This is a genomic window from Pedobacter jamesrossensis (assembly GCF_042650905.1).
Taxonomy (GTDB): domain Bacteria; phylum Bacteroidota; class Bacteroidia; order Sphingobacteriales; family Sphingobacteriaceae; genus Pedobacter; species Pedobacter jamesrossensis.
This window is the reverse complement of the sequence record NZ_JBHSBY010000130.1, coordinates 15,376-39,334: the sequence shown is the minus strand read 5'-3', so window position 1 is coordinate 39,334 and position 23,959 is coordinate 15,376. Positions and strand designations below refer to the sequence as shown.

Annotated in this window: 23 protein-coding genes and 1 tRNA gene; 19 read left to right on the top strand and 5 right to left on the bottom strand. The window is 37.6% G+C overall.

Annotated features, from left to right (window positions below; all coding sequences use genetic code 11):
• The 17 genes from ACFOUY_RS14465 to ACFOUY_RS14385 all read left to right on the top strand — a co-directional run bounded on the left by ACFOUY_RS14465 (position 1) and on the right by ACFOUY_RS14385 (position 18,480).
• Positions 1–2,511, top strand: a complete 2,511-nt coding sequence (locus ACFOUY_RS14465; protein WP_378961559.1) for an ATP-dependent Clp protease ATP-binding subunit — start codon at positions 1–3, stop codon at positions 2,509–2,511.
• A 57-nt stretch (positions 2,512–2,568) separates the two neighbouring features.
• Positions 2,569–3,015: a hypothetical protein gene (locus tag ACFOUY_RS14460; RefSeq protein WP_378961558.1), complete on the top strand. Its 447-nt coding sequence runs from the start codon at positions 2,569–2,571 to the stop codon at positions 3,013–3,015.
• A 16-nt stretch (positions 3,016–3,031) separates the two neighbouring features.
• Positions 3,032–4,420 carry a DUF5458 family protein gene (locus ACFOUY_RS14455; protein WP_378961557.1) on the top strand — a complete coding sequence of 463 codons (1,389 nt, stop codon included), beginning with the start codon at positions 3,032–3,034 and terminating at the stop codon, positions 4,418–4,420.
• A 134-nt stretch (positions 4,421–4,554) separates the two neighbouring features.
• Positions 4,555–5,127 carry an NAD(P)H-dependent oxidoreductase gene (locus ACFOUY_RS14450; RefSeq protein ID WP_378961556.1) on the top strand — a complete coding sequence of 191 codons (573 nt, stop codon included), beginning with the start codon at positions 4,555–4,557 and terminating at the stop codon, positions 5,125–5,127.
• 316 nt (positions 5,128–5,443) lie between these two features.
• The gene (tssD, locus tag ACFOUY_RS14445) at positions 5,444–5,839 is read left to right on the top strand and encodes a type VI secretion system tube protein TssD (RefSeq protein ID WP_187073134.1); all 396 of its coding nucleotides are present in this window, start codon (positions 5,444–5,446) and stop codon (positions 5,837–5,839) included.
• A gap of 100 nt (positions 5,840–5,939) precedes the next feature.
• Positions 5,940–6,335, top strand: a complete 396-nt coding sequence (tssD, locus tag ACFOUY_RS14440; RefSeq protein WP_187073133.1) for a type VI secretion system tube protein TssD — start codon at positions 5,940–5,942, stop codon at positions 6,333–6,335.
• Positions 6,336–6,668: 333 nt separating this feature from the next.
• Complete coding sequence (locus ACFOUY_RS14435) at positions 6,669–8,507, top strand: type VI secretion system Vgr family protein (protein ID WP_378961553.1); 1,839 nt, start codon at positions 6,669–6,671, stop codon at positions 8,505–8,507.
• Positions 8,508–8,509: 2 nt separating this feature from the next.
• On the top strand, positions 8,510–8,683 hold the full coding sequence (locus tag ACFOUY_RS14430; RefSeq protein ID WP_378961552.1) for a hypothetical protein: 174 nt from the start codon (positions 8,510–8,512) through the stop codon (positions 8,681–8,683).
• 71 nt (positions 8,684–8,754) lie between these two features.
• The gene (locus tag ACFOUY_RS14425) at positions 8,755–9,723 is read left to right on the top strand and encodes a DUF2931 family protein (protein WP_378961550.1); all 969 of its coding nucleotides are present in this window, start codon (positions 8,755–8,757) and stop codon (positions 9,721–9,723) included.
• A gap of 1 nt (position 9,724) precedes the next feature.
• A complete protein-coding gene (locus ACFOUY_RS14420) occupies positions 9,725–11,140 on the top strand; it encodes a T6SS phospholipase effector Tle1-like catalytic domain-containing protein (protein WP_378961548.1) in 1,416 nt (471 codons plus the stop codon).
• 12 nt (positions 11,141–11,152) lie between these two features.
• Positions 11,153–12,136 (top strand): hypothetical protein, encoded by a 984-nt coding sequence (locus ACFOUY_RS14415; protein ID WP_378961547.1) that lies wholly within the window; start codon positions 11,153–11,155, stop codon positions 12,134–12,136.
• Positions 12,137–12,152: 16 nt separating this feature from the next.
• Positions 12,153–12,638, top strand: coding sequence for a DUF4280 domain-containing protein (locus ACFOUY_RS14410; protein ID WP_378961545.1), 486 nt, complete (start codon positions 12,153–12,155; stop codon positions 12,636–12,638).
• Position 12,639: 1 nt separating this feature from the next.
• Positions 12,640–15,489, top strand: a complete 2,850-nt coding sequence (locus ACFOUY_RS14405; protein ID WP_378961544.1) for a hypothetical protein — start codon at positions 12,640–12,642, stop codon at positions 15,487–15,489.
• A gap of 3 nt (positions 15,490–15,492) precedes the next feature.
• The gene (locus ACFOUY_RS14400; RefSeq protein ID WP_378961541.1) at positions 15,493–16,431 is read left to right on the top strand and encodes a hypothetical protein; all 939 of its coding nucleotides are present in this window, start codon (positions 15,493–15,495) and stop codon (positions 16,429–16,431) included.
• A gap of 23 nt (positions 16,432–16,454) precedes the next feature.
• On the top strand, positions 16,455–16,943 hold the full coding sequence (locus tag ACFOUY_RS14395; protein ID WP_378961540.1) for a hypothetical protein: 489 nt from the start codon (positions 16,455–16,457) through the stop codon (positions 16,941–16,943).
• Between the two features lie 137 nt (positions 16,944–17,080).
• Complete coding sequence (locus ACFOUY_RS14390) at positions 17,081–17,308, top strand: hypothetical protein (RefSeq protein ID WP_378961539.1); 228 nt, start codon at positions 17,081–17,083, stop codon at positions 17,306–17,308.
• Between the two features lie 494 nt (positions 17,309–17,802).
• Positions 17,803–18,480 (top strand): hypothetical protein, encoded by a 678-nt coding sequence (locus ACFOUY_RS14385; RefSeq protein ID WP_378961538.1) that lies wholly within the window; start codon positions 17,803–17,805, stop codon positions 18,478–18,480.
• Between the two features lie 78 nt (positions 18,481–18,558).
• Here ACFOUY_RS14385 and ACFOUY_RS14380 read toward each other — a convergent pair whose 3' ends face one another.
• From ACFOUY_RS14380 to metG, 4 genes are all read right to left on the bottom strand, one after another.
• On the bottom strand, positions 18,559–18,705 hold the full coding sequence (locus tag ACFOUY_RS14380) for a hypothetical protein (protein WP_378961537.1): 147 nt from the start codon (positions 18,703–18,705) through the stop codon (positions 18,559–18,561).
• A 177-nt stretch (positions 18,706–18,882) separates the two neighbouring features.
• Positions 18,883–18,954: transfer RNA gene (locus ACFOUY_RS14375), tRNA-Arg, on the bottom strand.
• A gap of 88 nt (positions 18,955–19,042) precedes the next feature.
• On the bottom strand, positions 19,043–19,645 hold the full coding sequence (locus tag ACFOUY_RS14370) for an FMN-dependent NADH-azoreductase (protein ID WP_378961536.1): 603 nt from the start codon (positions 19,643–19,645) through the stop codon (positions 19,043–19,045).
• A gap of 172 nt (positions 19,646–19,817) precedes the next feature.
• Positions 19,818–21,923, bottom strand: a complete 2,106-nt coding sequence (gene metG, locus ACFOUY_RS14365; protein WP_378961535.1) for a methionine--tRNA ligase — start codon at positions 21,921–21,923, stop codon at positions 19,818–19,820.
• A 38-nt stretch (positions 21,924–21,961) separates the two neighbouring features.
• Here metG and ACFOUY_RS14360 point away from each other — a divergent pair, with 38 nt between their 5' ends.
• Together ACFOUY_RS14360 and ACFOUY_RS14355 are read left to right on the top strand one after the other, a co-directional pair.
• A complete protein-coding gene (locus ACFOUY_RS14360; protein ID WP_378961534.1) occupies positions 21,962–22,861 on the top strand; it encodes a S66 peptidase family protein in 900 nt (299 codons plus the stop codon).
• A gap of 1 nt (position 22,862) precedes the next feature.
• Entirely contained in the window at positions 22,863–23,270 is a 408-nt protein-coding gene (locus ACFOUY_RS14355) for a DoxX family protein (protein WP_378961533.1), read from the top strand.
• 49 nt (positions 23,271–23,319) lie between these two features.
• Here ACFOUY_RS14355 and ACFOUY_RS14350 read toward each other — a convergent pair whose 3' ends face one another.
• Complete coding sequence (locus ACFOUY_RS14350; protein ID WP_378961531.1) at positions 23,320–23,952, bottom strand: hypothetical protein; 633 nt, start codon at positions 23,950–23,952, stop codon at positions 23,320–23,322.
• Positions 23,953–23,959 lie beyond the last annotated feature (7 nt).

The window sequence follows — 23,959 nt, the reverse complement described above, 5'->3', positions numbered from 1 at the left end:
ATGGCAGTTACAAATTTAAGCGAATCGGTAAAGACCGCACTGCATATTGCGCAGTCATTGGCAAAAGAGTACAGGAACGAAATGTTTTCGGCCGCGCACCTACTCAAAGGGCTCATGCATAAAGATGTGGGCTTAAGGTCTTTCATTACCTCCATCGGTAAGGATGAGGAATACATCAGCGAATGGGCTGAGGTTAGGATAGATGAACAGCAAAAAGCTTCGGGTTATAGCGACACGGTTAATGGTGCACCTGAAATTGCCGTCATATTTGAAGAGGCAGACAACGTACGCATCAAGCTCGGCCTGGATCTGATTACCCCGATATGCGTGCTGACCGCACTGGCAAAACCCGGCATTGGTTTTCAGGTAGATCAGTTAAAATCTTTTCCAATAAAGGAGAAGGAAATTTTAGAGCTGTACGTAAAGGATGAAGAAATTGCCAGAGCAGTTGCTCCGGAACAACATTCAGCTGATGGCGGACACAAAGCGACGGGCAATGCACTCTATAAGTATTGTGTGGACAGGTTACAAATGGTCAGGGACGGCAAAACCGATCCGATAATCGGACGGGACAGGGAAACCAGGATGATGATGGAAATTCTCTGCCGCAGAACCAAGCCAAATGTTATCCTTACTGGTGACGCCGGTGTAGGCAAAACCGCTCTGGTAGATGGCTTCGCAATTGATGTTGTAAATCAGGCTGTACCATTAAGCCTAAAATCTGTTCAGCTTTTTGAACTAGACTTAGGCTCCCTTATTGCGGGTGCATCTTATAAAGGGGAAATAGAGGACCGACTGAAAAATATAATAAAAGAAATCAAACAGTTCGACAAGGCAGTGCTTTTTATCGATGAGATCCATACCCTTTTGGATAGCAAAGGTCCATTGGGCGCTGGCATTGGCAACTTGTTAAAACCCGAACTCGCAAGAGGTGAAATAACGGTGATCGGTGCAACAACAATTGATGAATACCGTAAGATTATTGAGCCAGAACAGGCATTTAGTAGACGCTTTGAAGTGCTTCATGTTCATGAGCCAAACGAAGAGAGCACCATCAAAATGTTGCAAAAACTAGCCGTGAAGTATGAAGCCCACCATGGGCTGAGCATTGAGCCGGAAGCTCTGGACGAATGCGTACGTTTGGCAAAGCGTTACATGAAAGATAGAAGGCTTCCTGATTCTGCCTTTGACCTATTAGACCGTACAATGGCGGCTATGAAAATGATGAATGATACTTCCGATCTAGTAATAGAGAGCTTAGAGGCTGACCTTGAAGTGCTGAAAATAGATGAATTGGAGAAAGATCAGTTTGGGGATTACAAATGGCTTTACTCGCTTTTACAGAATAAACTGAGCCCAGTATTGCTGGGCAGGTTAACCGATGAAACTCAAACAGATGCATTCGAAACGGCAGAAGAATATCAGCATTATATTCAGAAGAGTCTCGCTGAACTTAAGACGTTTGCATTAGAGAAAAGTGATCGCATTACGAAACAGGATATTGCATCTATTGTGGCCTATAAAACAGGCATTCCGATGGGTAAATTGCAGGCTGGCGAGAAGGAGAAATTGCTAAACATGGAGCAATATCTAAAAAAACGTGTTGTTGGTCAAGATCAAGCTTTAAAAGCCGTTTCGGATGCCATTTTGGAATCCCGTAGCGGGCTTAATAAAAAAGGGCAACCCATTGGATCGTTTTTTTTACTGGGCCCAACCGGAACTGGTAAAACCGAACTGGCGAAATCAATTGCGGAATTTTTGTTCAACGATGAAAAAGCCATGATCCGGTTTGATATGTCGGAATTTAAAGAAGAGCACAGTGCTGCTCTTTTATATGGTGCGCCCCCAGGTTATGTGGGCTATGAAGAAGGAGGATTGCTGGTTAACAAAATAAGGCAACAACCTTATTCTGTTTTATTGTTTGATGAAATCGAAAAAGCACACCCTTCAGTCTTTGATACTTTTCTGCAGATTCTGGATGAGGGGCATATGCACGACCGGTTGGGGAAAGAAGGTGATTTTAGCAACTCGCTCATTCTTTTCACCTCCAATATTGGAAGTGAATGGATTGCAGAACAGATCGGAAAGGGTATTATCCCCGTCTCGAACCAGCTCATGGAAGTGATGGCCGGACATTTCCGTCCCGAGTTTCTGGCCAGAATCTCCGAAATTGTTCCATTTGCCCCGATCAATGAAAGCAATGTTGTAAGGATCTTCGAAATCCAGCTCAACAGCCTGATCCAGTCTCTGAGCAAATTGGGTATCGAATTCGAAATCGCGGAAGATGCTAAGAAAATGATTGCATTGGATGGGTTTACACCAAAGTACGGTGCAAGACAGTTATCGGCTATAATCCGGAATTTACTGCGACGACCCATCTCCAAATATATCATTTCCGGAGCGCTCAAAAAGGGCTCGAAGATAAAGGTCAGCAAAGAATCGGGTGGAGATCAACTGAAATGGGAGATCATTCAGCCAGAAATGGCAACATTGGAACAAAAATTGAGTTAAAACGTTAACTAATATATTTATAAGACTAAAATAACCCAAAACCTAAAACAGCATATTATGTTTAACTATGAAATTGGCGGCAACGAGCGAAAAATCGATACCTCGGAGGCCTTTGCAGAAATTGCCCACAACAAAACGCTATTTGTACAGAAATTGACCGAAAATGAACCCATTAAGCCAGAAAAGGTAGAGGGTTTAAAGACAGTAAGAGAGGTCTTCGAACATTATAAACCAAATGTTAAAGTCGCTTTCGAAAAGGAGGACGGATCTACCGTTGGAGAAACCATCAGCTTTAATGATCTAAGTGATTTCGGAGTAAAAAATATCATCAACCAGAGTGCCTACCTGACCAATGTAAACATTGAGCGTGAGATGTCCCTCAATGTGATCAAGCAACTGAAATCCAATAAGACCTTAAAGGCTACACTGGACGATGAAGAAACCAAGTCTGCATTCATCAGCGCTTTGAAGAATTTTGTAGATGAATTGGAGCAAAATAAATAATTAAACGCCTAGAAAGATGTCAAATCCCCAAGAACTAAAATCAGACCAAAATACTTCCCAAGCTGGCTTCAAACCAGCTGAGGGCAAAAGCATAGACAAAACATCCCTTAAAGATAATCTGGAAAAACTGGCAAGAGTAGGCGGTTTCGACTTGCTCGAAGCTACCGTAGATGGTCTTCAAAACCTCAATCCTGAAAGAAAAGCCAGAAAGCAGATCTTTTTGACTGGAGATGAAAAAAAGAAGGAGCGAGAAGAGCTGAAAAAGAAAATTCAGCTTTGGATTGATGTGCTCGAATCTTCTACATCAGTTGCCGATATGGTCGAAAAAAGCACACAAAAACTCACTTCTGCCGAAGAAAACCTGAACAAAAATATTGGTACTGCTTTAGAGAGTACTAGAGATTTGGAACAGGCTTACAGGTCCGTTCACTTATTTTATAAAAACACAGAATCCGATAAGCTCAAAAACGTGGTGCTCTTAAATGCCTCTATGGATCAGATCAAAGATTTGGACAATCCACGGTTTATCGAATATGTTGATGATGAGCTAAAACAGAATTATGACCGCTTGGATCTTCGCAATAACTATTCTCTAATGGTTGTTCCCGGTTATATGGGATCAAACAAAGTGCTGGAAAGATGGGGTAAGATTGCGCACAACAATAAAGCGATGCTGGTTACCGATTTTGCAGATCTCGATCAACCTGATGATGTACTTGACTTGTTCACCGCTGCAAACTTTACCGGAGCTGATGCCTTTAGATCAAATGTAATTATGACTTGTAACTGGTTGGTGGGACGTGGAAAAGTGGCCGAAGTTGGTGAAGAGGATGATTTGACGGTTCCGGGATCAGCAGCACTTGCCGGTAAAATGTACTACACGCTCATGTCGCAGGTTACTGCTGGTAAGAAACATGGTGCAATTAACGAAGTAGACGGTGTTAAATTTGACCTAAAGAAAAGTGAGATCTCTCATTTGGAAAGGGTTGGTTTGGTACCAATGGTAAATGAATACGGCAAGGTGATGGCTTTCTCTGCGAAAACTCTATTCAATGGTGACAACGTTGGACTACAGACCTATTCGGTGGTTCGCGTATTTGATTATATTACCAAAGTGCTTTTCGATTTCCTAAACAGAAGAGCATTCGAAAACTGGACTTCCAAAACTGAACAGGATTTAAGAGGGCAGATTGTTAAGTTTCTGGATGGTATTCAAGGTGCGGATCGTCTGATCGAACGGTTTAAAATTATGCGATTCGAGCGTGACGAGCAACAAAAAGACAGAATTCACCTCGATATCCACATCACTCCTTATTTTCCGGCAAAAAGTTTTGTGGTTAAACTGGATGGGCATAAAGGGGAGGACGAGAGTACAACTTGGGCCTCAGAATACAATCAGCAATAAAGCGCATATTCTACTTATAAAACAAAAACCTGACCGGACCGGTCAGGTTTTTTTCGTTTTGCATACCTTGAGTTAACAAAATCTTTATAGTTTTGTAATACATCTACCGCCTCAAAAGCTAATACCAAACAATAATGAAGCAAGTACTTATCCTAAATGGGGATATAGAAAAGACGGTATCCACAGGTTTTTTGATTAATGCTTATAAGGCTGGTGCAGCAAGTGCTGGCGCAGTAGTGAAAGAAATTGCCATTATCGATCTCATCTTCAATTCAAATAGGCTTTTCAAAAACAGACAGATGGCCGATCTTGAACCTGATCTTCAAAAAGCCTTGAATGCCATTAGGCAAAGCAATCATATTGTGTTATTTTGCCCTGTATATGTAGACCATATTCCAACAAAAATCAAAGGTTTTTTTGACCGTTTGTTCATGCCAGACCAGATTTTTAGTACGCAACAACAGAGCATTGATAATAATTTCAGTGGCAAATCCGGGCGTATTATTTCCATCCTTGATGAGGCTACTTTTAGGGACTGGAAAGCCAATAAAAAAACGACTTATCTCTCTATTAAAAAAAATACATTCGAAAAATGCCGAATCAGTCCTGTACTGACCAATACCATTGGCGAACTGCATTCTTTAGAAAACCATTATAGTCAGAAATGGGTAACGAAGATGGAAAAATTTGGACTGCAGTTGATCTAGATCAAATGTCTGTTTTATGGAGCTAGCACTGTAGTAAAAAGCGACACTCTGCCCATATTTTCCACACATTCCAAAAAGCTCTTTTTTAGTTGAATGGATAAAAATATTTTTTTTCACAAAATAAAATGTGCTTATACATCAGAATATGCGCTGTGATTTTATTTTGGCAGGTTTTACTAATTATTAAGCAGAGCAAACCTCGATTGTTTAGCTTTATCTAACTGTGGCTCTTGATATTTGGCTTGATATTTGGTTCGATATATGTGAGCAGCGGAGGCTGCAATAATTCAATTTTTAACCTTTAAATTTTAAAACTATGGCTTTCAAAGCTAGATTAAATTTTTCGGGCAAGGAGTACGATGTACTTCACTGCGCGTATGCGTTAAACCGCGATGTAGATGCTAAAGGAAGACCTTCTTCCGGAGTCTACGGTGGCACCATTGATGTTGAGATAGAATCGACAGAAGATACCTCAATAATTGAGGCAATGGTTAATAATCAATACAAACCAATTACTGGAACGCTTCTGATCAAAAAATCTGAGGAAGATGCCAAAATGAAAGAGGTCAGTTTTGAGGATGGCTACATTGTCAAGTATTCTGAAGGAATCAACATTGTGGGCGATCATCCGATGACGCTTAAGTTTCAGATTTCTGCAAGAGAGCTAAAACTTGGAAATGCAGTACATGTTAACGATTGGCCGAAGGCATAATCGGGTTAACAGAGATGTAGAAGTCAGTTTAGCGACATATATGCCTCACACTGTAAAAACTTCAAAATTATAATTCTTTCAATCTTTAAAAAAAATTATCATGGCATTTAAAACCAGATTAACAATGGGCTCAAAAGAATTTGATGTCCTACAATGCAGTTTTTCATTAAATAGAGATGTAGACGCAAAAGGCCGTCCATCATCAGGTGTATACGGTGGTACAATCAACATAGAAATTGAATCTACAGAAGATACCTCTGTAATCGAATCAATGGTGAACAATCAATATAAGCCACAGTCTGGAACGATTGTCTTCAAAAAAGGCGAAGAGGATTCTAAGATGAAGGAATTAAGCTTCGAAGATGGTTATATTATTCAATATAATGAGGGTATAGCGGTAAACGATAATACCCCAATGACATTGAGTTTTGTTGTATCTGCTCGCTCGCTAAAACTTGGCAATGCGCATCATGAAAACGATTGGCCAAAAGCATAGTCATCAGCATAATTAAACTGAAGCGACCGGTTTATATCGGTTGCTTTTAGTTCATTTTTTATCTACCTAAAATCTCTAAAATTAATGCTTCATGCCTGTGGCCATCTCCACAGTGCAATCTCAATTAAAGCTCAATTATGCCCAACCAATACAAATATATTGTAGTAAGAAAAGATTACCGCCACGGTAAGTTGTTTGGTTCGGCAGCCACACAAAAAATTAGTCAGTACATGCCACATATAAAAATAGATTCGTTTTATTGAGAAGGGCATGCATTAAAAACTCGCTAACCAGATTTAGCTTAGGGTAATTTTGTGATCAAGATTAATCAATATGGAAAAGAAACTTACTGCAGAAATCAATATAGAGGATAAAGCAATTACCCATTTTGCTTCCTTCACCCTCAAGCAAGCTTTTAACGAACATCACTATTTTGAACTGCGTTTTAACCACGACCAAATGGGAGCGCCTGGACTGATCAGTTTAGATGATAGCCGGGATTTTGTGGGCAAAACCCTAACGGCGTCTTTTGGACATTCGCCTGAAGGGATGCAGAACTTTGTAGGACTGGTTTCGAAAGTAGAGTTATCTCAAAGTCATGGTTATCATGGTGTTTTAATTGTGAGTGGTTATAGTCCAACCATTCTATTTGATCGCGGACCAGACCTTGGTTCTTATTTAGATAAAGATCTGAATGAGATTGTAAAATTGGCCACGAAAGATACACCGGCCAACGATTTAAAGGTGGTAGCCAATGCCTCCAGAACTACACCCATCGATTATATAATCCAATATAGAGAAAGCGATTTCGAGTTTCTAAACCGGCTTTCGGCCGAATATCATGAGTGGTTTTTCTACGATGGTAAGCAACTTAATTTTGGTAAGCCCGAACAGCAGGCAGATATCTCTCTTTTTTATGGGCGGGATGTGCATGAAATGCAGTACGCTATGGAAATTGCCCCAATTAAAAATAAAAGATTTTCTTATAACCCTAAGCAGAACGAAATGTTGCTTAGCGAAAGTACGGGAAAAGTGGAGGGTACGCCTGATCTGAGCCATGCGATAAAAGCTTCAAATCTGACCTACAGCAAGACCTTTAACCAGCCTTCGCTGATTAGGGTAGATAATAGTAACGACATCAAAGAATTGGTAGATAATGAGGAAAAGGCAAATACCAGTGAGTTATTGAAAGTAACCGCAAAAGGTGATAACGCTGCGCTCCGCATTGGTGGTATTGCCGAGATTACGATGAGCCTGCGAAAAGAACTGTCCTTTATCTCTGAGAGTTTGGGTAAATTTCTGATCACGAGCATCCATCACTATATAGATGAAAATGGTAAGTACCACAATACTTTTGAAGGTAAAATATCGACTACACAGCGCTTATTGGTTAAAAAATTCGAAAAACCACAGCCTGATATGCAATTGGCTGACGTGATTGATAATAACGATCCACAGGGACAGGGCCGTATAAAAGTGAAGTTTAAGTGGGAGTGTTTAACTAATGATGTGACTGAATGGTTGCGTGTGGTGAGCCCAAGTGCTGGTAACGGTGAAAGGGGAACTAACCGCGGATATTTTGCTGTACCCGAAATTGATGATCAAGTGATGATTGCCTTTGAAGAAGGAAACATTGCCCGTCCAGTGGTTATGGGAAGCGTTTACCACAGTTCGAGTGTAGATAGCAGTCCATTAATCAAAAATCACCTTAAGAGTATCATCACCAGAAGCGGGCATTTACTGGAGTTTGATGATAGCGAAGGCACACAAGGGATCAAACTGACCGATATGCACCAGAATATTATCTACATCGATACCAAAGGCAATAATATTACCATTACTGCTTTGGAGAACATGACTTTAAACTGCAAAAACATGCAAATTAATGTTGGAGAAAATATGGATGTTCAGGTGGGACAAAATCAATCGACCAATGCAGGTAAGGATATTGCCACTACGGCCGGTAATAATTATTCCTTAAGTGCTATTGGCGATGTTTCTGAAACATCCAACAACCGAACCGAACTTGCGACAAAAGATTTTAAAAGAACAGCCGATACCTCAAACGAAATTGCTTCAGAGATCAGCATGTTTAGTGCAAAGGAAAATATGACCATGCAAAGCGGCAAAATTGTAGAACTTAACAGTGCAGAAAAATCCAATCTATTCTAGCTATGGCAATCATAAAACAGGCAAAGAACATCACGATAGAGGTAATACAAAAATACGAATTGCGTGTTGGCGTTAAATTGGAAAAGATTGCTCAGGTAATGAATGTCGAAGCGACTTCGCAAAATCTATCATTGGCCAGTGGAAAGAAAATTGTATCAAGTGGTAATAAATCATGAGGTTTAAAAGAAACAGGTATGTATTGCTGTCGTTCATTTTATTGGCGATAATAAGTTGCAAAGGACAAAAAATGGAAGAAAAATTTGAGTGGACAGGTACAGTTTCTGCACCAGAAGAATACCCTGTAGAGGTTTATAAAGGCGCTATAATAGCCAACGATTTTACTTATGGTTTTGATGCCATTTGGGGAACACAAAACACTGGATGGGGAAACGATGGGGGCATTATGAGCGTATCTACCAAACAGATGGAGGCCCCCGATTCCCTTAATTTTACTTGGCTCTCGCTAATTGAAAAGAAATTTTATACAGGGACATGGAAATTGGATAAAAATAAAATCAGCAAGTTATTTAAAGAAGGTTTCATTAATACGATGAACAACAAAAAAGAAACCTATACCTTGATCAAAGTTGGCCTAGCGCCAAAAGGAAGGGTTGTGGTTTGGCTGAGCGGGGCTGGTTTCCAAACAGAGGTTGGGGCATTTCAGGCACGTGATACTACTATTACCGCAGAACAAGCCTACGATAATGCTAAGTATATGTTCAAGCCAAATTACATTCAGCTTACGCTTGCTGATGATATGGTACTGAAACCCGAAATCAAAAACCGCATTAGCCAATATGGTGCTCCAGATATGGATATTTACGAAACTTACCGTAAGCGATACAATTGGCGGCCAAAGCTTACACTGCCTGATGAAGGAATGGCAAGTACATTATTTTATAATTATTTAAATGGAGAGCAGGAAAACAGATCAGGAGATGAACTCTTGTCAAATGAGTATGCTTTAAGAGCGGTACCCAATTACGTTACTTTAATCTGGAAGGACAAATCGGGAAAAAAAAATGGATTGGATATCAGGCCATTTAGCGAAAAAGAAATCCTTTCTGCTTTCGAAAAACTGGGCAACCTCAATCCAATCGATCTGGTGATCAAATTAAATGACAGCAAAACTGCCGCTCAGGTATCGTTACAAAATAAAGATGAAGAAATAAAACTGATCAACAGTAAAATTAAGATCAGCGAAAATCTGGATTAATATGACTAGCGTACAATTGGGTGCATATACCCCTAAAAATAATTTAACTGAATACCTCGATATTAATTTAGGAATATTCTTCGATGGTACAAAAAACAGTAAAACAAATACCAACGAAAGACTTGCCAATACAGCTGCATTTCAAAAGAACGGAAAGGACGATGACGAAAGCAGTTATTACAACGACTGGTCTAACGTAGCTAGGCTTTGGGATAATTATGATAAAAGCACCAGTTTGTATGTTGAGGGCATTGGTACAGAAGATAAAAAATCAGATAGCACGATTGGATATGCTTTTGGTTCGGGAGATACAGGGGTAAGGGGTAAAGTAAGAATTGCCTGCGAAAAAATTGTATCGGAAAAATTGAGCCGCATAATAATGGCCAATAGTAGCAAAAAATTAAGGAGTATAACTTTCGATGTTTTTGGCTTTAGCAGAGGTGCTGCTGCTGCTAGAAATTTCGTGTATGAAATCGGAAAATCGGTATATAAGCCCAGCATTATTGTAGAACCCAGATCTGGATCAGTATCTAAATTCGATTCTGATGGAAAATCAACAGGTGCTGAAGTATTGCCAGCCTGTGGGCATTTGGGGCTGATGTGTGAAAAAGCGGGGATTAAAATAACTCCCAATCAAATTAAAGTCAGGTTTTTGGGTATTTTTGATACAGTGTCCTCTTACTCCAAATACGTTAGCGCAATGCCGAATTTCAACGATGTGGAAGAACTTCACCTCAACGAAATAGGAAAGGCACAAACCGTAATCCATTTCGTGGCAGAAAATGAACACCGCCAAAACTTCTCGCTCACCAGAGTAAATATGGGTAAAGAGAAGTCCTTTCCTGGTGTGCATAGTGATGTAGGCGGAAGTTACGATACTGGGCCTGAGGTAAAAGAAGAACTGGAAACCACATGGACCAATAGGAATAACCTCGAACCATTTAAAAGAAAGTTAATAGAACAGGCTTGGTTTAAAGAAGAAGAACTTGAAATTACCGGTGGCTTTGCTTATTTCGCTTTAAAAGGTTCTCGCAAACTGATTAAAAAAGAGTATAGCTATATTCCATTGCATTTTATGGCCCAATATGCTAAAATGGCCAATAACCCAATGAATACCACTAAGGTTGAAGAAACAAAATATAGCATTTCTGATGATGCACTTTTGGTGCGGGTAAAAGGTTATTTAAAAGATTATGTAATGGGCAACGGACACCCTTATACTTTTATGCCGCTCGGTGATTTGGACCGGAAATATGCAGGTGCAAAAATGCCACAGCAGAAATATGCCTATTATCAAAAGGAAAAACAACAACAACAAGATCTGCGCATACTGAGGAACAAATATTTACATTGGTCGGCCCGTAAAGAAGGTATCGGAATGGATCCAAATGCTGATGGCAAAAGGGTTACTTATTAATGCATTTGTTTTATGGGAAAAGGAAATAATCTGTCAAACTCTTTATCACCAGGTAAAATTGAACTTAACCTTGATCATGCCATAGATTTTGTGCCAAAGCCGAGATCAAGCAGAAGTTATGGCGTTACCATCAATTATTATGGCGAAGGCAATGAAGCGGCTACAAAAAGGTTAGATTATCAGATCCACCTGCAGGTGAACCAATTTAGAGATGAAAATAAAGTTTGGCAGTTATGTTTTGATAAAACGGACCTTTTTATTGATAGGCATGAGCCTGATTTTGTTGGTGAACAACTGGCCAATATGGCCATGGGTGCGATATATCCCTTAAAGGTTGATGTGAATTCTAGGAGCGAAATATTTAGAGGAATTGTTAATCATGGAGAAATCCTAAACCGCTGGAAACAGATAGCCGAAAAGATCTCTGATAAGTATGAAGGTAAGTATGCCGAGCTATATTTAGAAAAGATGGAGAAAAAGATATCAGATAGGTTTGAGCTTGAATTTGCCTTAAGAGCAGATATGTTCTGGAACGTCTTTTTTCATTCCCAGTACCTAAAATATGATATTAACTTATCACAGCCAGGTAGATTGTTTTTTCCCGTTATCGCTTATCAAAACATGGCTTTCGAAGGTATTCAAACCATTGAGCCCCACTATACCGATTATGGAACATTCAAGGTGAATTTTGCCTCAGAAAGTGAGCTTACAGAAGTGCAAAAAATACAGATGGGGCAGAAAGGGGCTTTAAAAATGAAACTAAATGCGGCATTTGATTTAGATCAGGATGGAGGTTTGCTTAAACATGCCCGCGTAGATTGGAATTTATATAACAATGAAAATGGCAAAGAAATAAGCATTAAACGCATAGCATTTTCTGCTTATGAAATTGAAAGCAGCATCCCAGCAACAGATCAACAGGTGTTAATTAAAGAAGGAAATAACGGTTTCCCTCTTGAAAAGAAAAAGGGATTTTGGGCAAGGGTATTGGGTTAAATAAAGGAGAAGAGAAATGTCACAGAAAGAAATCATTGTACAAGGTGCCACCTGCCAATGCCAGTTTGGTACCACAACTGATAAATTGAAGGTACTTACCCAGCAAAAGCATTATGTGAACGATAAAGATGGCGCACAAAAATTAATTGCCTCTCATGTAGATATCGGGATGACTTTTGAAAAAAATACTTTTGGACAATGTAAGCTACAACCCACGCCAGGTGGTTTTAAGCCCTGTATGCCCGCCTTAACTGATTGGAAGGGCATGTATAAAGACATGGTTTTAATTAACAACGGGCAGGTTTTGGTAGAAGATAGTAAAGGTGTTTGTACTATTAGCGGTTCACCCTGTATCCTTTTTACTAAAACAGGGCAAAAAGGACAGCCTTCGCAGCAGAATATTGATAATGCTGATGAAGAGCAACAATCGCAGATTAATCCATTAGTGAATATGAAAGAGCTGAATATTACATCGCCCTATGATAATCTAAACGCAAGATAATATGAGTGAAAAGGTTAAATTGCCAAGTGGTATAGTATCCTGTCAATATTCAGTAGATGGAATAAATAAGGGAACGGTTAAAAATGGAGAGAATATTTTATTGAAAACGGGACAGACACACCGCTTTTATCTGGATCCTGAAAAAGGTAATTTGGGCGATGGTACCAAAGATAAAACAGCCACTTCAAATCAAGGTAAGTGGGCATATATTCTATCATATCTGTGGTCAAAAGCTAAAGATATGAAGGGTAAAGAAGTTTTCCCATCATGGGGTAGGATAGGAAATGCGGAAAATACTAGCTTTGTTGAATATTGTGGTATCGGTCAACAATATAAATTAGGGTCATATATTGAATTCACTCCTGGCGACAATGATTTTTGGTTAGGAAACTCTTACCGCATGGAGGTTTTTAATAATATTCCAAACAAGGGTTTCAATTTTAATTTCTTCCCTGTAAACAAGCCTGATATTCGTTTTGCTTATTTCGATGAACAAAAATTTGAAACCGATGTAACTGCTCTCGGAATTAATGATGGATTATATCATTACGGTCAAACCATTGATATTCATATATTTACTCACTTATTGCCAGCAAAACTAGAAGATAAATATAATGTTGCAACAGAAAGAAATTTCGAAGATCTTGTTTTGGAGATTATCTTAACTGACATGGGTGGTAGTCCTTTGCTGCCAGATCCTGTAATAAAAGGCAGTTTATCAAAATATTATGTGCAGGAAAATGGAACTTCAGCCAACGCCGAATTTAACGTCCCCTTTTTTATCGATCCAAACTGGAAAGGAAAAATACACTTTAAGGGAGATTTAGAGAAGGATTATTCAGTAATTATAAAGATTAAGAACACTAAAACAAATGCCGAATATAAGCATCAGTTAAATACTGAAAAAGTACTCAATATAAATCCGACAACTAAGGACGTTGAGGAGACAAAGGTTTCTCGATATATTTTAGTTAAGTATGAAACTGCAGCTACTATTTTAAAAAACTTTGAGATCAGTAAGAACAACCAAATTCAGTTTATCGGCGATGTTCAGTATCAAAGAAAAGAATTTGATCCCTGTGGATATTCAAAAATAAGTGTTACCGAAGACGATGGAAAGCGAAAGCCATTTGATTTATTTGATGAAGATGCAGCAGTAATTGATCGCACTACCCTTTATTATGATGTAATTAGGGGAGACAAAAGGAAAGGCCTGAAAATAGATTTGGTAAATCTAAAAAACAAAGGGGTTATGTGTACAGGTGTGCTTTTGGAAAAAGGACAACATCACAGCGACATACACAATGTTTTTCAAATGAAGAACGTGGTATTGCCTTTTAAAAACGAACAGAACAAATATATAGTAGAAGAAGACAATACTCATAAAAAGCAATTAAAAGCTGCAGGAATACCAATAACAGAGGAGAATAAAAAAGATTATGATTATAAGGCCGATCCCTCTCAGAGATCCAAAAATGTTGCTGTTGTCCAGAATTTAAAAGAAAATATAGATTATCAATATGCTGGAGATAGTTTGAAGTTTCTTCCACACTACATTTACAATAAAACAGTAGGTGAAGATATTATGGGTTATGACATTAGTAATTTTGCTTTGGATAAGTTATGGCCGCTGCGGTACCTTTTTTTAGGGGAAAGTAATGCGCAAACATATTTTATACCTGTTGGAAGTTGCCGTTATCCAAACCAGTTAGCAAGGATACGTGTATTTCCAGATGTAAAATGGAAGGTTTCGTTTCTTTTTAGCGATAAAAAAACTCCGCAGAGTTTTGCCTCTACAGGTATGCCGTCAGATGGGCAAAGAACTACTGGTGATAATACGCCTTATCATCCTGTGGAGAAGAGGAAGAGTATCTATGAAGAAAATGTACAAAAGGCAAAGGATGCAACTGCCAAAAGAAAGGCAGGAGGAAAAACCTATGATTTTGATTTAACAGTATCCTGTAATATAAATGGGGAATCACATGAATTTGCTAAAAGTATTGCTAAAAAGATCGATCAATTTGCATCTGTTTTTGTTAAAGTAAAACAAACGGTTGATACGTTGTGCCATAATGATGAAAAGCATGCCCTGAACACAATGAAAAAAATCCCTAAACCGAAGGGGATGCCGCTTTACATAAAATTCGATTACCCGAGTATTAAGATAGATGGATCATGGGAATATGCCATACAGCCAGATCCAACGCCAAATACGGTAGAATCTAGCGGTAAAATAACCATGGGATTTGAGCCTTTGATCAAGGGTGAAGGAGGGATAGATTTAATAGCGCTTGCGCTTTTGCTGGCTAAAGGTGTACCGGTTGTAAGCCAAGTGTTATGGGCATTGGAGTTGTTAGAAGATGGAGTTGAGTTGGTGGCTAATTGGGGTGGATATGCAGTAAGTAAAAAATTAGAATTTAATGTATATGCATTCTCACAAATTGATGCTCGGGTAGAAATTCCGTTCAATACGAAAGATTATGTTAGCCTACAAGTTGACGGTAGACTTGGTATTGGTGCTCAACTCAAGATGGAAGCTGGAATTGTAAAAAAAGGGGTGAATTTTGAAGCAGACAATAATGATGTGCAAGGTGGATATGGTTTGGGAGTAGATGCTAAAGGCGAGAGTTTCTTGGAGCTTTTAGGCTCTGCAGGCATCGAAAAGGGGAATAAGGGGTTTTTCATAGAACCAAAGATAAATTTTGGAGGAGTAAAACTAACAATTATAGTTAAAACACTAGGTAAGCCTAAGAAAAAGAATGAAAAAGAGAGATTAAATAAACCCATTTGGATTGTCGAGAAAAAATCAGATATTATAGAATTGCGAAGATTTCATCCGTTTACAGATTAAAGTATGAGAATAAAAATATTGATTGGCTTATTAAGTTTGTGCATTCTAAATGGTTGCGCACAAAAAAAATCGAAAGTAGATATGAATACAATGATTGAAGAAACATTTAAAACCACTCCGAAGCATGATAAACAGCCATTGTACGGAATACAGATTGATAAAATGGGCTGTCGCTTATCTATTGCTATTAATGATGAAACATTAGTAGATTATTTTGAAAAAGGAGGATTCTCTGCTACTGAAACGATTAATGGACATATTATAAAATCTGGAAATCAGACATTAAAAGTAATGGTATATCCCAGGAATGGAGCTCAGTTTATTGATGACTTGGCTCACATTAAATTAGAGCTTTTTTATGTTGCACAAAAGGGTGATCCGATGGATAGCTATAAAATAATGAAAACTATAGAATTGCCGAAGGACCTTAAAGAAAAAAAGTTGTCATACTTTGAAATCAATATTCCATTTGAAGCAAATGTGCCTTGGGATTTTTCTGCCTTTTACAATAACCTGGTTGATTTACGGAAAGTCCCTGAAATAGAAAAGAAAGTGATTGCCGAATATGAAAAAATTCGTGGCTTGATCTCAAGCAATGACAGTAATGAATATCTCAAATTCATATTGAAAAATCAGAAGATGGAATACGAAGCATTTTATATGACAAAGGACGAGGTAAATGAATCTGTAAATTGGTTAATAAAAGATGCAACTCCCTTAGAAAATAAAGAGGTTTTACCCATGAAAAACTATGAATTGGTTTTTGAAAAGGAAGGTAAAAAAGTTTTTCTTAGAGATCGCACTTCCAGAGATGGGGCGATAAGAATAGAGTACGGTACCATAAATACCGAAGGGGATTACAAAGGGCAAAAGAGTAAGGAGACATCATTAAGTCCCAATTTGATATTAGTGAAAGGGAAAACAGAATTTGAGTCTTTATAGAATATTCTAAATTAGAAATAATATTGGAAAAGACAGGTAATGGTTATTTGGAAGACGAATTAGAAATAAAGACTTCAACTAAATTTAGTTTAATTACAAGAAGCGATGCTTTAAAAGTATTTGAATCACACAGTGATCTAGGTTGCATGGCAGTTTTTGTTTTATTAATGTCTGTTCTCTTGTTCTTTGTAGATACGGTTTTATTAATCATGTTCCTTCTGACTCTTTGCCTTAGTGCAGCAGGCTATGTTTGGAGGTACAAGTACACTTTTAAAAAGAAACCTATAATAATCATAAACAATATAGGCATTACTGAAAAAGATCATGTATATCTTTGGATAGAAATGCTTAATCTTTCTTGTTCAGAAGAATTTGATAGTGAGCGTGGATTGTTTACTGCTACACATTTAAGATTTACCTACCATGGTGATGTGAAAAAAATTTATATTGGCGGGTACGATAAATCCATTGAAGAAATTATTCATTACGTAGCTGTGTTTAGGAATAGATAAACTTATATATAACCGATATGAATAACTTTACAATTCTTTTTTCAATGTTGTAAATAACAGTTGAAAAGTGAAGGTGATAACCCAATTTTGATTGGGGAAAAGCCATTGACCTTACAAAGTCGATTCAAAAGCTAAGTATGAATAATTTCTTGCCTATCGAAAATTATCAAATAATATTTTTAGGTGGAGGAAAGTTAGTCGCAATTAGAATTCCAGATGAACTTATCGGATTAAAATTTATCTCCAGCGATGAAACAGAAAATATAATATACGAACAAGCAATTTTCCATAGGAAAAATAAAGGTGAAGCGCTAACTTTAATAGATAAATTTACGCTTCTGATATGTTTTATAAAATCAATTTAGAAAATAACGACCTTGTTATTGAGACTTTCTTTCTAAAGGAAAAAATTGCCATCAGCTCAATTGATGACATCATTATTTTGTATAGCCGTGGATGGAACAAACATAAATTATTTACTTACTTTACAGAACCGGTACAGTATGAGTTAACTAAGAAATCGATATTCTACCAAATATTATATAGGATATTTTTATTATTTAATAACGAAAAATTCAGAATTTATCGCATTTATTAAATTGAACTCATTACCATGATGTTCAATTTATTGAAACTCCATCTCCCAACATTAATTGAAACAGAAAACCTGGATTTGGTGAGTAGTTTTACTTGGATGAGTTATGATGAGGGCGGACAATTTAAGCAAGTGAAACTGGTATATAGTAGAGATGGGTTGGGCTTAAAAAGAGTAATGTTAAAACACAAAATACTTGGAGAAATAATAATCCTAAATTTTACAGCTGATAATTGTTGAAGGTTATAATTTTAAAACAGTTTAATGATTGCAAAAAGAATTTCAATTGTACTATTTTGCTATTTCCTTTTTTTTAGGCTCTATGCTGTATGTGCTTTATTTTATTCCTTCATCATTCAGGCATCTAACGAAAACCTGATCAGAAAAACAAACGATGGTTTCCAGCTCACCATTTTCCAGTTAGAGTTTTATTTTTTCCTGATCGTCATTTACGGTTTCCGGCCATCGCGCTTTATTAAAACAATTATTAAAAGTTACCGTGTGGATGAACCTAAAAAACTTTCAAAAACGGCTTTTTTTTGGACCGTATATTTTGGAGTGCTACTTGTTGTTTTTGGAATTCCGTTCATGATATTTAAGAATGCTTTAACAGGTGTTTTTGATATCCTTACGGGAGCCAATCAGTATATTCTCGAAAATACAGGCTTATTGTTCATGTCGGTCTTTTTTCTGGTACTTAATGTGCTAGGTTTTTACTATAATTCTACAGGCGCATTTGGTCATGCTAAAATTCAGTTTTTCAGGTCGTTATTTGCGCTTCTGCTAACCTTACCATTTGCCGTATGCTTATACCTGATTTCGATGCTGTTCGATACAAATGCCAACGTATTGATTATCCTCTGCTTGGCATTTAACCTTTCTTTTCTTTGGTTAAGTATAAGTGGGTACTGGAAGAGTAGAAAATTAGTGGGTGACAGATAATAAGAAAAGCAATTCATTATTAAGTAGTAAGAGGAATTTTTTTTGATGCATCTGCATATCCTATTGCCTTTCTAACTATCACTTTCCACCATCTTCAATTAATATGTTTCCATTGAAAACGCTTGATTCATTTGCTTCATCTAAAAAAGTATTTATTAGTGCCGCTTTAACATTCTGTTCAAGATTTGCAACCTGACTAAAACAAGATGTATGAAAGTCGAACATGCTGACAATCAGTATTTTAAACTCAATCCGTGGTAGAAATTCGATTCTTGCCAAAACTCACCGAATTACTCACCAAAGTGAGCGAAAACGACATGTTTTTGACAGTTTTAGACTAAAAACAAAATCCTGTAATCGTTTGATTTACAGGATTTTGAATCATTTTAAAACACGTGAAAGTGGTCCCGACGGGAATCGAACCCATATCTAAAGTTTAGGAAACTTCTATTCTATCCGTTGAACTACGGGACCTGCTGACAATTATTTTGTCAATGCGCAAATATATAAAATTATCTTTTCCTAACCCTTGCTTTCAGTTCGATTTTCGCACGCTATTATCTCAATCGATTAGAATACTTTCGATTCCTTTTTCTAGTGCTTTTTCTTGTACGACTGGTATCGAAGCACCTTCTGCCCTGAAAACGCTTATATCTTTCATACCCATAAAGCCAAGTACCGATTTTAAATATGGCATAGCAAAGTCATACTCTTGCATCGGTCCATCCGAATAGATACCCCCAGAAGCTATTGCCAGATAGACTTTTTTGCCACGAATTAAACCTTGAGGCCCGTTTTCATCGTACTTAAACGTAACGCCAGCTCTGGCGATATGGTCAATCCAGGCCTTAAGTGTAGATGTGATTCCAAAATTATAAAATGGCACGCCTATAATGATAATATCGGCATCAAGGATTTCTTGTATGGCTTCATCCGAATGACGTATAGCTTCTAAATTCTCTGGACTTCGGTTTTCTTCGGACGTAAAGAAAGCGGCAAGATGAGATTCCTCTAAATGAGGGAATTGTTTTTTTGCCAAATTGCTTTCGGTAACAGTAGCACCCGGATAAGCTTCCTTAATTTTCTCTATAATGGCGTTACCTAATTTTATACTCATAGAAGCCGCTCCGCGAGGACTTGAAATGATATGAAGAATTTTTTTCATTGTTTTCTAAATTATGTCTCAAATTTAGAGATACCCAATGAGCTAATCTCATCACTATCCCAAAGGTTAGTGCTATCCTTTTAGATACTTAATGGAGTATAGATTAAAAAAAAGCCCCAAAAGAGCTAATCTATCGGGGCAATGCACTTATCTAAGTGTTATAATTTACTAACTACCTAATCACGCTACCTTCTCCGAACTTGTCTGCGGGCGCTACAAAAGTTAATTTTCCTTCCGAATTTTCAGCCATTAAAATCATCCCCTGTGATAAAATACCTTTAATTTCTCTTGGCGCCAGGTTTACAATCATGCTTACCTGTTTTCCAATAATATCTTCTGGCTTGTAATATTCGGCAATACCCGAAACGACCGTACGTTCATCTATTCCGGTATTTACCGTAAGCTTTAAGAGTTTTTTTGTTTTTTCTACCTTTTCTGCAGCAACAATAGTAGCCACACGAATATCCATTGCCGAGAAATCATCAAAATTAATATTCTCCTTAGCCGGGATAGCCGCCGCAGGTGCGGCATTTGACGCTTTACTCTGGTTTAATTTCTCTATTTGAAAATCGATTTCGGCATCTTCAATTTTTTCGAATAACAATACTCCTTCGTTAATACTGTGTCCGCGTTTAATTAAATGAGTTGAACCTGCTTCTGCCCACTCTTGCTTACCGTTATTAAGCATTTTCATCAACTTATCAGCTGTGAAAGGCATAAATGGTTCGATAAGAATTTGTAGGTTAGCACAAATTTGAAGCGAGAGATTTAATATAGTACGAACCCGGTCTTCATCAGTTTTAATTAGCTTCCACGGTTCTGTTTCGGCCAAATATTTATTACCTAAACGGGCAACGTTCATTACTTCTGATAAAGCCTCTCTAAATCGATAATTCTCTATAGAAACTGAAATTTTAGAAGGGAATGTTGCGAGTTCATCGATAACTGCCTGGTCTTCTGACTTAACTTCCATTAAGGTCGGCACTACACCATTAAAATATTTGTGGGTAAGTACAATAACACGATTAACGAAATTACCTAAAACGGCTACAAGTTCATTGTTATTTCTTGCCTGAAAATCTTTCCAGGTAAAATCATTGTCTTTGGTTTCTGGGGCTGTAGCGGTTAACACATAGCGCAAAACATCCTGCTTACCCTCAAACTCTCTTAAATATTCATTTAACCAAACTGCCCAATTTTTAGAGGTTGATATTTTTTGGCCTTCTAAATTTAAAAACTCGTTTGCCGGAACATTATCGGCCAGGATATAACCACCATGAGCCATAAGCATTGCCGGAAAAATAATGCAATGAAAAACGATGTTATCTTTACCAATAAAGTGCACTAATTTTGTGCTTTCATCTTTCCAGTATTCCTCCCAGCCACATTTATCGCTCTCATAATTATTGATGTAATATTCTTCTGCTTTCGGATTCCAAACATCTAGTTTTGCATAATTACACAGCTCTTTAGTAGCCGAGATGTAACCAATTGGCGCATCAAACCATACGTATAGCACTTTTCCTTCGGCACCACGAACAGGTACATGAATACCCCAGTCTAAATCGCGAGTCATGGCACGAGGATGCAAACCTGCATTTAACCAGCTTTGGCACTGACCATAAACGTTTGGTCGCCATTCTTTATGGCTTTCTATATATTCTCTTAATTTTCCTTCATATTTATCTAAAGGCAAAAACCAGTTCTTAGTTTCTTTTAAAATTGGTTTATCGCCCGATAAGGTAGATTTCGGATTGATTAAATCGGTAGCGTTAAGCGTTGAACCGCAATTTTCGCACTGATCTCCATATGCATTTTCGTTACCACAATTTGGGCAGGTTCCGGTAATATATCGATCGGCTAAAAACTGTTTAGCTTTCTCATCATAATATTGCTCGGTAATTTCTTCGGTAAATACACCTTTATCATATAGTGTTTCAAAAAAATCGGCTGCGGTTTGGTGGTGCGTTAGCGACGAGGTACGGTGGTAAATATCGAAAGAGACGCCAAATTCTTTGAAAGAATCGCCAATAATTTTGTGATACTTATCTACAACTTCCTGCGGAGTAATTCCTTCTCTTTTAGCCTTCAAAGTAATTGGAACCCCGTTTTCATCAGAACCGCAAACAAACTTAACATCACGCTTATTGGAACGCAAGTACCTTGCATAAATATCGGCAGGAATATAAACACCTGCCAAGTGCCCAATATGCACTGGCCCGTTTGTATAAGGTAGCGCTGCAGTGACTGTATATCTTTTTATTTTACTATTATCCAAAACAATTCATTTAATTTGACAAAGATATTGTTTTAACCATGATTATACAGCCCTCATATTTAAAAAAAGGAGATAAAGTTGCCATTGTTTGTCCGGCGAAGAAATTACCCAAGCCTATAGATTATGCCATTTCGGTTTTAAAAAGCTGGGGATTGGAGGTCATTATTGGCAAAAGCGTTTACGCAGAGTACAATCAGTTTGCTGGTTCGGACATTTTACGGGCTTCAGATATCCAAACTTACCTAGATGATCCACTGGTAAAAGCCATTATATCTGGTCGCGGTGGATATGGTACGGTTCGAATTATTGATGAACTGGATTTCACTGGTTTTAAAAAAGCCCCTAAATGGTTTGTTGGTTTTAGTGATATTACCGTCCTTCTATCGCATATTTTTGCTAACCTGAATATTCAGTCGATGCACGCACAAATGCCATATACTTTTGAGGAAGCCACACCTGAATCTTTACTTTCTTTAAGAAAAGCGTTGTTTGGAGAAAATCAATCTTACCAATATCTAAGTGAATTTAGTAATCGGACTGGCAATTGCCAGGGCATTCTAATCGGAGGTAACTTAACCTTGCTTTGTATGGTTCAGGGTTCGGTTTCGGAAATGGATTTCGATGATAAAATCCTGTTTCTTGAAGATGTGGGTGAGCATGAATTTTCGATAGACCGGATGATGAGAATGCTTAAAAGAGCATGCAAACTTTCAAAATTAAAGGGATTGATTATTGGTGCTTTTAATGAAATTGGAGTAGAGAAAATTCCTTTCGGACAAACAGCCAACGAGGTTATATGGGATATTGTTAAAGATTATGATTATCCGGTTTGTTTTAATTTTCCTTCAGGACATATCGATAATAACCTGACAATGGTTGTAGGTGCAAATGTTAAATTAGAGATAGAAACAAAAAACGTAAAATTTAAATATATATAAGATGGCCATTTTAGATAATTTGGGGAAATACCGCAATACAGGTTTACTATTATTACGCATTGGAATTGGTGTAATGTTCATTATTCATGGGTTTCCAAAACTAGCTGGAGGCATTAAAGGCTGGGAAGGTTTAGGCGGAAGCATGAAGGTAATCGGCATTGATTTTTTCCCGGTTTTCTGGGGATTTATGGCCGCCATAACCGAAACATTTGGAGGTTTTTTACTAATTGTTGGATTGTTCTATCGCCCAGCTTGTATATTATTAGTTTTTACCATGATCATCGCGGCAATGGTTCACTTTGCTAAGGGTGATGGTTTAAGTGGGGCAAGCCATGCCATTGAACTGGGAATTGTATTTTTTGCACTAATTTTTATTGGCCCTGGTAAATATAGTGTAGATAAGAAATAAGCAAAGGCTTATAAACAATAAAAGCCAGCAAAATGCTGGCTTTTATTGTTTAATTGAAAGCAGATGTTAATTTGATAAAATCTTCTTCTTTCGACAATTTTGAATTGTATTTATTAATCTGGTCCTTAAATTCTGGTAAAGCATTTAAAAATGAATTCTTGTTGAGTTTAACTTCCTTTTCTACGCCGTTGTAAAGCACATAATATTTTTTATTCTCGTCAACTGTTTTCTCCAAATTGGCCGAATTATAGCCTTTAGTTTCCAGTATCACTTTTTTATTTTTCTTTAACAATTTAACTTTACCATTGCTGAGTAATTCATAGTAGCCACTTTCACTATTGCCATCATCTTTTAGTAGAAAGGTTCTGTTCCCAATTTTGGTCATTAAAGTAAAGGCAGCCACTTTTGGCGAAAATTCGTAAACCTTATTGTCTTGCTTAAAAAGAAGTTTATCCTCGACCATGTCATACCTTACCTCGGTTGGTTTAATAACATTATTGTCTGCCAGTTTAACTTCAGCATTTGTCCACTCATCTACAAAATAAGGTGAACCAGTGAGGTTTTCATACCTGGCATCGGTTAGAGGCCTGCCGTTCTGATCCGGTATAAATACATACTGTGCATCAACTTCATGAATAAAAAGACATAAAGCGGAAATGAGAAATAGTTTACGTGTTTTCATAGGTCAT

Excerpts from the sequence above, each read along its gene's own strand:
- ACFOUY_RS14370 (WP_378961536.1), bottom strand. The coding sequence starts at position 19,645 with ATGAAAAAAATTCTTCATATCATTTCAAGTCCTCGCGGAGCGGCTTCT.
- ACFOUY_RS14460 (WP_378961558.1), top strand. The coding sequence starts at position 2,569 with ATGTTTAACTATGAAATTGGCGGCAACGAGCGAAAAATCGATACCTCG.
- ACFOUY_RS14350 (WP_378961531.1), bottom strand. The coding sequence starts at position 23,952 with ATGAAAACACGTAAACTATTTCTCATTTCCGCTTTATGTCTTTTTATT.
- ACFOUY_RS14355 (WP_378961533.1), top strand. The coding sequence starts at position 22,863 with ATGGCCATTTTAGATAATTTGGGGAAATACCGCAATACAGGTTTACTA.
- ACFOUY_RS14425 (WP_378961550.1), top strand. The coding sequence starts at position 8,755 with ATGGAAGAAAAATTTGAGTGGACAGGTACAGTTTCTGCACCAGAAGAA.
- ACFOUY_RS14360 (WP_378961534.1), top strand. The coding sequence starts at position 21,962 with ATGATTATACAGCCCTCATATTTAAAAAAAGGAGATAAAGTTGCCATT.
- ACFOUY_RS14410 (WP_378961545.1), top strand. The coding sequence starts at position 12,153 with ATGTCACAGAAAGAAATCATTGTACAAGGTGCCACCTGCCAATGCCAG.
- ACFOUY_RS14405 (WP_378961544.1), top strand. The coding sequence starts at position 12,640 with ATGAGTGAAAAGGTTAAATTGCCAAGTGGTATAGTATCCTGTCAATAT.
- ACFOUY_RS14390 (WP_378961539.1), top strand. The coding sequence starts at position 17,081 with ATGAATAATTTCTTGCCTATCGAAAATTATCAAATAATATTTTTAGGT.
- ACFOUY_RS14420 (WP_378961548.1), top strand. The coding sequence starts at position 9,725 with ATGACTAGCGTACAATTGGGTGCATATACCCCTAAAAATAATTTAACT.
- ACFOUY_RS14455 (WP_378961557.1), top strand. The coding sequence starts at position 3,032 with ATGTCAAATCCCCAAGAACTAAAATCAGACCAAAATACTTCCCAAGCT.
- ACFOUY_RS14385 (WP_378961538.1), top strand. The coding sequence starts at position 17,803 with ATGATTGCAAAAAGAATTTCAATTGTACTATTTTGCTATTTCCTTTTT.
- ACFOUY_RS14415 (WP_378961547.1), top strand. The coding sequence starts at position 11,153 with ATGGGAAAAGGAAATAATCTGTCAAACTCTTTATCACCAGGTAAAATT.
- ACFOUY_RS14450 (WP_378961556.1), top strand. The coding sequence starts at position 4,555 with ATGAAGCAAGTACTTATCCTAAATGGGGATATAGAAAAGACGGTATCC.
- ACFOUY_RS14435 (WP_378961553.1), top strand. The coding sequence starts at position 6,669 with ATGGAAAAGAAACTTACTGCAGAAATCAATATAGAGGATAAAGCAATT.
- ACFOUY_RS14400 (WP_378961541.1), top strand. The coding sequence starts at position 15,493 with ATGAGAATAAAAATATTGATTGGCTTATTAAGTTTGTGCATTCTAAAT.
- tssD (WP_187073134.1), top strand. The coding sequence starts at position 5,444 with ATGGCTTTCAAAGCTAGATTAAATTTTTCGGGCAAGGAGTACGATGTA.
- ACFOUY_RS14430 (WP_378961552.1), top strand. The coding sequence starts at position 8,510 with ATGGCAATCATAAAACAGGCAAAGAACATCACGATAGAGGTAATACAA.
- tssD (WP_187073133.1), top strand. The coding sequence starts at position 5,940 with ATGGCATTTAAAACCAGATTAACAATGGGCTCAAAAGAATTTGATGTC.
- ACFOUY_RS14465 (WP_378961559.1), top strand. The coding sequence starts at position 1 with ATGGCAGTTACAAATTTAAGCGAATCGGTAAAGACCGCACTGCATATT.
- ACFOUY_RS14380 (WP_378961537.1), bottom strand. The coding sequence starts at position 18,705 with ATGTTCGACTTTCATACATCTTGTTTTAGTCAGGTTGCAAATCTTGAA.